The sequence below is a fragment of the Chamaesiphon sp. OTE_8_metabat_110 genome, from assembly GCF_031382685.1.
Classification (GTDB): Bacteria; Cyanobacteriota; Cyanobacteriia; order Cyanobacteriales; family Chamaesiphonaceae; genus Chamaesiphon.
On sequence record NZ_JANMZA010000223.1, the window covers coordinates 1 to 8,948 of the forward strand.

6 protein-coding genes are annotated in these 8,948 nt (G+C 49.8%); 2 read left to right on the plus strand and 4 right to left on the minus strand.

The genetic code is table 11. The annotated features are described in order from the left end of the window. The 4 genes from RMO52_RS08345 to RMO52_RS08360 all read right to left on the minus strand — a co-directional run. Window positions 1-274, minus strand: a 274-nt coding sequence (locus RMO52_RS08345; protein ID WP_310412832.1) for a response regulator transcription factor, incomplete at its 3' end; no start/stop codon positions are given. A gap of 278 nt (window positions 275-552) precedes the next feature. Beyond that, window positions 553-1,731 (minus strand): AGE family epimerase/isomerase, encoded by a 1,179-nt coding sequence (locus RMO52_RS08350; RefSeq protein WP_310412835.1) that lies wholly within the window; start codon window positions 1,729-1,731, stop codon window positions 553-555. Between the two features lie 220 nt (window positions 1,732-1,951). Continuing rightward, window positions 1,952-4,513: a DNA topoisomerase (ATP-hydrolyzing) gene (locus tag RMO52_RS08355; RefSeq protein WP_310412838.1), complete on the minus strand. Its 2,562-nt coding sequence runs from the start codon at window positions 4,511-4,513 to the stop codon at window positions 1,952-1,954. 225 nt (window positions 4,514-4,738) lie between these two features. Continuing rightward, window positions 4,739-5,554, minus strand: coding sequence for a tetratricopeptide repeat protein (locus tag RMO52_RS08360; protein WP_309744856.1), 816 nt, complete (start codon window positions 5,552-5,554; stop codon window positions 4,739-4,741). A 621-nt stretch (window positions 5,555-6,175) separates the two neighbouring features. Here RMO52_RS08360 and RMO52_RS08365 point away from each other — a divergent pair. Both RMO52_RS08365 and RMO52_RS08370 read left to right on the plus strand, forming a co-directional pair. Next, window positions 6,176-7,789 (plus strand): efflux RND transporter periplasmic adaptor subunit, encoded by a 1,614-nt coding sequence (locus RMO52_RS08365; RefSeq protein ID WP_309744855.1) that lies wholly within the window; start codon window positions 6,176-6,178, stop codon window positions 7,787-7,789. 130 nt (window positions 7,790-7,919) lie between these two features. Beyond that, on the plus strand, window positions 7,920-8,948 hold a 1,029-nt coding region (locus RMO52_RS08370), incomplete at its 3' end, for an ABC transporter permease (RefSeq protein ID WP_310412841.1).

Below are 8,948 nucleotides of genomic sequence, written 5' to 3' on the forward strand. Positions count from 1 at the left end.
CGGCGACATATTCATCGCTGTCATGACTGCTGAGCACGAGGACTCTGGTTTTGAGCGAGCTGTGGGAGATAATTTTGGTTGCCAGGACACCATCGATATCGGGCATCTCCATATCCATGAGCACGACATCGGGCAGGAGTAGTTTGACTTGCTCGATCGCATCATAGCCATTATCTACCATTCCCACGATGTCAAAGTCCGGTTCGGTCTCGAGTAGAGACTTCAGCCGTTCCCGAATGCTCTTCTGGTCATCCACCAGGAGAATGCGAATCATGACTAATTCCTTAGATTTGTGATACTTATTACCGACTTTGACTCATTTATTCGGTGAGTCAACAGTCTTAGCCGGATGAAAATATATTTCGATAAGTTGTATATCAATATTATTACAAATTTGAACAGATCGAGCTACGGAACTTACGATCGCTAGCTCAGTATTTTTTATAACATCTTGCAGATCGAGACGATCGCTGTCCTAATTTACTCGAAGTAGCTAATTATCGATCGAGATAATGTCACAGCGAGGCTTTTTTCAGCCATGTGGCGGAAGATTTAAACCTGCTTCGCTAACGCTTCAAACTCTTGCCAGCACATCAATAGAGCGCGGGGAACGTGGAAACAACCTTTCCATTTACCGCCCTTGAGATCTAACAATACTTCGCCCTGGCGATCGAGATAGCCAAACCACTCACCACCGTTGGGGTCGGCAAAGTGTTTCCACGTATACTCATGAACTTTTTGATACCAATCCCAGCAGGCCGCCCTACCAGTCAAGCGATAACCCATTGCTAGCGCTACTAGCGTCTCAACATGCACCCACCACAGTTTTTGATTCCATTCCAACTGCTGGGGGGGATGACCGTCGGCATCCATAAAATAATATAAACCGCCATAGCGATCGTCCCAGGCAAAATTAAGGATATTTAAGACGACATCGACAGCTCGATCGATCGTGTCGCGATCTTGGCGGCGATTGGCGATATCCATGATAAACCACATCGCTTCGATCCCATGTCCGGGGTTGATCGATCGACCCTCGAAACAATCGCTCTGACTGCCATCTGGCACCACATTTTCGTACATCAGACCGCTCTGTGGGTCAAGGAAATCAGTCATTACCTCCTGCACAGTCAGATCCAAAACCCGATCGAGTTCTTCACTGGGCAACAACCAGGACATTTCCAGGGTGAGGTTTGCCAAAATCATTGGCACGGCGAGGGATTTGAGCGATCGAGTCCCAGGGTAAGTTTTATTGTAGCGACCCTTGGGATCGTCCTTACGGCGTAAGACATTTTGATAGGCTTGGAGGGCGACCTCTTTTGCCCAAGGTTCGCCATCGGCGAGCGCGTATTGACTAAATGCCATCGCCGCAAAACAGTCAGAGAAGATGTTATAAGGCTGTACGAGGGGCTGTCCGGCTCGATCGAGGGCAAAATACCAATTACCCTGGGGATCGCGTCCGTGTTCGGCAAGGAAGCTCGCCCCATGTCCGGCAATTTTGAGCCACTCACTGCGTTGCTCGACGCGATTGTACAACATCGAAAATGTCCACACCTGACGGTTTTGCAGCCAGATAAACTTATCGGTATCGTAGACTTTACCCGCTCGATCGAGACATGTAAAGTAGCCGCCTTGCTCCCAATCGATCGAGTTTTGCTCCCAGAATGGGATGACATTATCGAGCAGGGTATCTTTGTAGAGTTTTGCTAATTCCTGAAAATCGTAGTTCATGGTTTAGGGAATAGGGGATAGGGAGTAGCGATTCGCGCTCGTCGGGTTTCCCGACGGTTTAGCGAATCAAGACAGGGGATAGGGAATAGGGAGTAGCGAAAAATGTAGATAATGCCTGAAACCTAGATGGTGGGCAGTGCCCACCCTACAAATTGTATTCTATTCCCTATCTATCCACTATTCACTATCCACTATTCACTATCCCCTATCCCCTAGTAAGCTAATTTACTAACATTATCTCTTCATCTGGCTGAAGATCGAGTAGTCGATCGCCAGTGCCATCCTTGCCATAGGTTTGGATGCGATCGATCGGCACGATTTCATGACGTTGAGTAGTAGTTACCAGATCGAGGGCTGCGGGGGGGAGATTGAGGTAAATCAGGCTATCGGTTTTGATGGCAAATTGCATGGCATGGGTGCCCATATTCCCGGTTTGGACGATCCGAATCGTCGAAATGGGGATGCGTTTGGCATAGCCATAACGGGTAACGAGGATCAGCTCATCCGTGCTATTTGCGGGGATACAGCCGACGATCCGTTCTCTCGCACCGACTTTGAGCGCTTGGATGCCTTGGGATACCCTCCCCATCAGGGGGATCTGCTCGGAGGCTAGTGCCAGCCGAAGGATGCGTGCGCCAGATGTCGCGATGATGATTTCCCGCTGGTTGGTGAGGGGGGTGATGGTGTGCAGTTTGTCATCTTCCCGCAGTTTGATCAGGGTGGTACCGCGATTTGTTAGCCCACTTAGCTCTTGGAGGAGGATGCGTTTGATTTTGCCTTGGTTGGTGAGCAGGAGCAGTTGCTGGAGATCGTCGCTGGTTTCGCCAGGTGCGGGGAGGGTATAGATAACTTGCTCGGTGGTGTCGGTGTCTTGGAGCGCGGGAATCAGGCTGGTGAGGATCGTGCCGCGATCGTTACCCAGGGTGGGCGGAATATCGCGAATTTTGAGCGGATAAGCTTTGCCGTCAGTGGTAATTAGGGTAAGTTCTTCATCAGTGTTAGTTTGGTACGTTTTGGTGATGAAATCTTGGCTTTGAGGATTGAGTTTGGCACCAGTTTTACCGAGTCTTCTAATGTAGCCTTGATGAGTAATTTCGACGGTGGTGGATTGAGTGGGTTCGGCTTCGACAATTTGGAGTTGAGTCGCGGGCAGCGATCGAATTTTCCGCTCTTTTGCAGAGAGGCGATCTTCGGCTGGCAAGCCTTCTGTCGGTTTAGTTTTGGTAGCAGTGATGCGACTAGCAGTAGCTCGATCCAGTTTGGGCAGATCGATTTTGGTAATCTTAGAGCGCCGTTCGTCGCTAAATTTGCGCTTGAGCGATCGCAGATCTTTTTTGAGTGATTTTAGTAGTTCGGTGCGATCGAGCAAGAGATTATTTAAACGCGCAATTTTGGTATTGAGTTCCTCAAATTCGGTCTGAATATTTTTCTTTTCTAAGCCTGTCAATCGTCGCATCGGCATTGCTAGAATTGCATCTGCTTGAATGTCACTCAGATCTAATTCGGTCTGGAAAATTGCTTTGGCGGTGGTACCATCCGGCGCATTCCGGAGGATACTAATCACCGCATCGAGATTGTCTAGCGCGGTGAGCAGTCCCGAGAGGGTATGTACCCGTTTTTGGGCTTGTTCGAGTTCATTGCCATACTGACGCGTGAGCGTGATTTCGCGGAATTTGAGAAATTCTTCCAGCAGTTGTCTGAGACTCAATTGACGGGGTTGACCTTCCACAATTGCCAGCATAATCGCCCCAAAGTTGCTCTGAAGGGCAGTTTGGCGATAGAGCTGGTCGAGGACATGACTGGGTTCGCTATCGCGCTTGATCTCGATGACGACGCGCATCCCTTCCCGATCGCTTTCATCGCGCAAGTCAGCAATACCGTCGATTTTGCCTGCGTTAACTAGTTCGGCAATTTTTTCGATCCAGGCGGCTTTATTAACCTGAAACGGAAGTTCGGTCACGATTAGCGAATCGCGGCGTTTTTTGGACTTGGTGAGCTTCGCTTGGACGCTAGCAACCTCCACATGGGAAATCCCCCGCACGGTGATAATCCCTTTCCCCGTCCGATAAGCATCGTGGATGCCTTCGACACCCATAATTTCGCCCCCAGTGGGAAAATCTGGGCCGGGAATCAGTTCCCATAATTTAGCATCGGGGAGATCGGGTTTATCGATTAGGGCAATCGCCCCATCGAGAACTTCGCCGAGATTGTGCGGGGGGATATTCGTCGCCATCCCGACGGCAATCCCACTACAGCCGTTGATCAGTAGTAAAGGCACTTGAGCGGGTAAAACTGTCGGCTCCTGCTGCGAGTTATCGAAGTTTCCGATAAAATCTACCGTGGCGGTACCGATTTCCCCCAAGAGAGCTTCATGAGCGATCGAGGCTAGCCGCGTCTCGGTGTACCGCATCGCCGCTGGCGGATCGTTATCGACCGAGCCAAAATTGCCGTGTCCGCCCAAGAGCGGATAACGGGTCGAAAAGTCCTGAACGAGCCTTACCAGAGCATCATAGACCGATTGGTCACCGTGGGGATGATATTTACCCAAGACATCCCCGACCACGCGAGCGCACTTGCGATACGGTCTGTCTGGTGTCAATCCGAGTTCGTGCATCGCGTAGATAATCCGCCGATGCACTGGTTTGAGTCCATCGCGGACATCGGGCAATGCCCGCCCCACGATCACACTCATGGCGTATTCTAGGTACGATCGCTGCATCTCTGACGGCAGATCGATCGGAATAATTTTATCTGTACCTAGCAGATCTAGCTGTTTTACCATGAGTTCAAATGCCTATATCGATCGCTTAAGTTAATCTCAGTCTGCCACAAACTGTTCGCAATCGGACTGGACTGCAAAATAATAATACACAATTACTAAGGGAATAGGGAATAGGGAATAGGGGATAGGGGATAGGGAATAGGGGTTAGAACGCAGGCGTTCTTGAATATGATTCACTTTCTACATTCCATCTTTCTCTCTTCCCTATCCCCTATTCCCTATCCCCTATCCTCTAGCAGGAGCCTTAGTAATAAAATCCCTAACTCTGGGAGTCTGAATCAGTTTGCGGGTGTCATTGAGCAGTCTATCACCCCATAAGTTTTCTTTGAGGTATTGGATATTGGCGTAGCGGCTGTCGAGGGCGATCGCTTTTTCGGCGGTGGTAAATGCTTCAGCTTGTTTGCCTTGGACGAAGAGGGCGACAGCCATTGCTAGGCGGGGTTCGGCGGCTTTGGGATCGATGGCGATCGCGCGTTGCCAGTTCTGCATGGCACCATTGAGGTCGCCAGACTCATAATTGACTAAGCCAATATTATTGATCGCTGGCCAAAATTTAGGATCTTTTTTAACCGCTTTTTGGTATTGGGCGATCGCGTCTGGATACTTGTTTAATTTATAGTAAGCATTACCCAGATCGAAGAGAGCGGAATTATTATCCGGCTTAATTTTTAGCCCAGCTTGAATGGTGTCGATCGCTTTTTGATGGTCGCCTTTTTGGAAGTAAGCAGAGCCTAACATGAATAGCGTGTCTGGATCTTGGGGTTTGATGGCGATTGCTTGTTGCAGCGAATCGATCCCTTTTTGATATTTTTGAGTTTGGACGTACAAGGTACCCAAAAATAGCCAAGCCTCATGACTTTTAGGTGCTAATTGGGTTGCTAGAGCAACACGAGGAATCGCTTGTTCGTATTGTTGAAATTGAACCAATCCGGCTGCTTGTCTTAATAAAGTCTTACTAGTATTCTCTAAGGATTTGGCATCTTGAGTGGGAACATATGGCAGTAATACTTGACCGTGAGCGATCGTGGGCGAGATCGTCATACCTAGGCAAGCAGTTAGGAGTAGCAGGTAGATCCGTTTATGCACAGTAAATTATGTCTGAGTAGATAGTCGATAGGGCTATGGACAATCGTCGAAATCGATGCAGATTGAGGATCGCGTTAGTTGTCGATTCCATCATAGGATAGATTCTACAGCTACTATCACAATTTTTCGGTAAGTCAACTACAACTTATGGATGGGTGAGCGAGAATACCATATCTAGGCTAGCGTACTTGTTACCGAATAGATGGGAGTTGAAATTTGGCACTCGATGCTCTTTGTCACTGTGTGCCAGGATCGAACGTACACATGGGAGTTTTCTCTACCATAGGATATGACTTTTGGCACTAGCAATGTTTGTTACAGAAGAGTTAAACTTAATGTAAATAAAAGTAACAAAACTATTAAAAGTTATCGTTGCTTTGCCCGCTTGGTAGATCGATTCTCATCGATGGCAGTCGATCGTGCAGATCGGGTTTGTCATGCAGTCTGCGCTAGTTGAAAGATTGGTGACTTGGCAATGACATCAAAACCGATTGTCGTGACTCCAGAATGAGCGGCTCAGTCAATGAACAGTCATTTGAGAGTTTTAACTAACGAACTAGTGTGCCTCGATCTCCTATGCAAATACCCTTCATTCACAATCTCAAACGTCCGTTCCCAACCATCGCTGGTGTGGCGGCGGCGATCGTCGGTGTTGCCGCACTCGGTACCGTGGCGGTTAATCAGTTTAAGCCAGCTCCAAAAATCGATCTAGAACGTTATACCACGGTTGCCAAAGCGCAAGATCTGACCGATCGAATTACCGCCAGTGGTAATGTCATTCCCTTCCAGACGGCAAATATCAGCCCCAAGACAGCAGGGAGAGTCTTTCAGCTATTTGTCGAACAGGGCGATCGCGTCCAGCAGGGGCAGAAAATTGCCCAGATGGAAAATGCGGAAGCTCAAGCCGCCTTCGCGCAAGCGCAAGCCAACGTCCAGCAGGCTCAAGCCAATCTCAGCAAGGCGAAAAATGGCACGCGCGCCGAAGAAATTACCCAAGCTCAAGCCAAACTGACTCAAGCGCAAGCCAACCTTAACAAAGCCAAAAATGGCAATCGTCCTGAAGAAACCGCTCAGGTACGGGCAAAACTCGCCCAAGCCCAAGCCAATCTCAATCTGAGCCGATCGATCGCCCCCCAACAAATCCAGCAGGCTACCGCTCAGGTGTCGTCAAATGATGCTAGATTAAAACTCGCTCAGGCACAAGTAGATCGCAATCGATCGCTGCGCCGATCGGGGGCAGTTTCCCAGGATACACTCGATCGAGCCACTGCTGACTATCAAACAGCCAGAGCCAATCTCCTCGACGCTCAACAAAAACTTCAACAAGTTCGCAACAGCACCCAATCGGAAATCAACCAACGCCAAGCGGCTGTTACCGAAGCCCAGCAAGCGCTTCGGCAATCTCAGCTCGGTAGTCGCTCCGAAGATGTTGCCAGTCTCGCCGCTCAAGTCGAGCAAGCCCAAGCCGCCTATCAGCAAGCGAAAAATGGATCTCGCCCTGAAGACATCGCCCAACTAACCGCCGCATTAGCCGTTGCCAATGCTCAGCTCCAATCGGCTAGCTCTCAACTCCGAGATTCAACCGTCGTCGCGCCATTTGCAGGCTTGATTACCCAGCGTTATGCTAGCGTTGGGGCATTTGTGACACCGACGACTTCCGCCTCAACCAGCACATCGGCGACTTCTACTTCGATCGTGGCTTTAGCCAAAGATATGGAAGTCAAAGCCAAGGTACCTGAAGTCGATATCGGCAAAATTAAAGTCGGTCAAAAAGTCGAAATTACCGCCGATGCCTACAGCGACAAGCCTTTTCAGGGTACCGTTAGATTGGTGGCACCAGAAGCCGTCGTCGAGCAAAACGTCACTTCGTTTGAAGTCCGCGTCGCCCTCGATACGGGTAAAGAAGTCTTGCGATCGGGCATGAACGTCAACACTATATTCAGCGGTAAACGTACTAATAACGCGCTCACCGTACCCACGGTTTCAATTAGCGCCAAACGCGGTCAAACTGGTGTCTACGTCCCCGGAGCCAATAACGAACCCATCTTTAAAGTCATCAAAGTCGGTGCTAGCGTCCGCGACAAAGTCCAAGTCCTCGAAGGCTTAAAATCTGGCGATCGCGTCTTCATCGATATCCCCGCTGGATTTAAAGAAAAAATGATGGGCGATGGGAATAAGACGGGTGGGTAGTTGGGAGTTGGGAGTTGGGAGTAAATAGCGGAACTGCGTTCCCATTTAGCTCGCTGTCCCCCAATCCCCCAATCCCCCAATTCCCCAGTCGCCCTCACTCCCAACCCCCAACTCCCAACTTCCAACTCTCATGAACATCCTCGAAAGCCTAAAAATGGCAACTCAAACCCTGATCTCGAATAAACTGCGGAGCGGTTTGACGATGTTGGGGATCGTGATTGGTAATGCCTCTGTAATTGGGATGATCGGCGTCGGTGAAGGGACGCAGACCCTCGCCACCGATCAATTCAAGAATTTGGGGCCAAATACCCTCTTCATCCTCCCAGGCTCTCCTAAAGCCCAAAATATTCGCAGTGGGGGCACGCCGCCGACATTGGTACTCAGTGATGCCAGAGCGATCGCGCGTCAAGTACCATCAGTAGCTGGGGTCGCGCCAGTGCTACAGAACTCTTCTGTAGTTAGTTATCAAAGCGTTACCACGACCTCCATCATTCAAGGGACGACGGCTGACTTTCCCAGTGTGCGTAACTTTGCGGTCGATCGAGGGCGATTTGTGACGGCTCAAGATGTCAGACAGGACAAACAGATTGCGATGGTGGGGACAGATATCGCCCAACGCTTATTTGGCAATAACGATCCGATCGGCAAACAGATTCGGATCAACAATGTCAGCTTTGAAGTCGTCGGACTGATGGAGAGCAAAGGCTCCTCTTTTGGTAGCAATCAAGACGATGCGATCTTCGTGCCGATTACGACGATGAGCAAACGGATTATCGGACGGACATCACCTTTCGGGCTGCGGCTATCATTGATTTCGGTATCTGCTAAAAACAGTGAAAGCATGGATGCAGCAGAGTTTCAAATCACCAATCTCCTCCGCCAACGCCATAAAATCGTCGGCGAAGATGATTTCACCGTCCGCAATCAAAAAGATGCCCTCACGATCGTCTCCACGATTACGGGTGCGCTGACTCTATTGCTGGGCGCGATCGCCGGGATTTCCCTCCTCGTCGGCGGCATCGGCGTGATGAATATCATGCTGGTATCAGTCACCGAACGCACCCAAGAAATCGGCTTGCGGAAAGCGATCGGGGCAACCCAAAATGATATCCTGACTCAATTCACGATCGAGGCAATCATTCTCTCAGTCGTCGGCGGG

What these genes read in the sequence shown, in the direction of transcription:
- RMO52_RS08350 (WP_310412835.1), bottom strand. Translation starts at nt 1,731, where the DNA reads ATGAACTACGATTTTCAGGAATTAGCAAAACTCTACAAAGATACCCTG.
- RMO52_RS08355 (WP_310412838.1), bottom strand. Translation starts at nt 4,513, where the DNA reads ATGGTAAAACAGCTAGATCTGCTAGGTACAGATAAAATTATTCCGATC.
- RMO52_RS08360 (WP_309744856.1), bottom strand. Translation starts at nt 5,554, where the DNA reads ATGACGATCTCGCCCACGATCGCTCACGGTCAAGTATTACTGCCATAT.
- RMO52_RS08365 (WP_309744855.1), top strand. Translation starts at nt 6,176, where the DNA reads ATGCAAATACCCTTCATTCACAATCTCAAACGTCCGTTCCCAACCATC.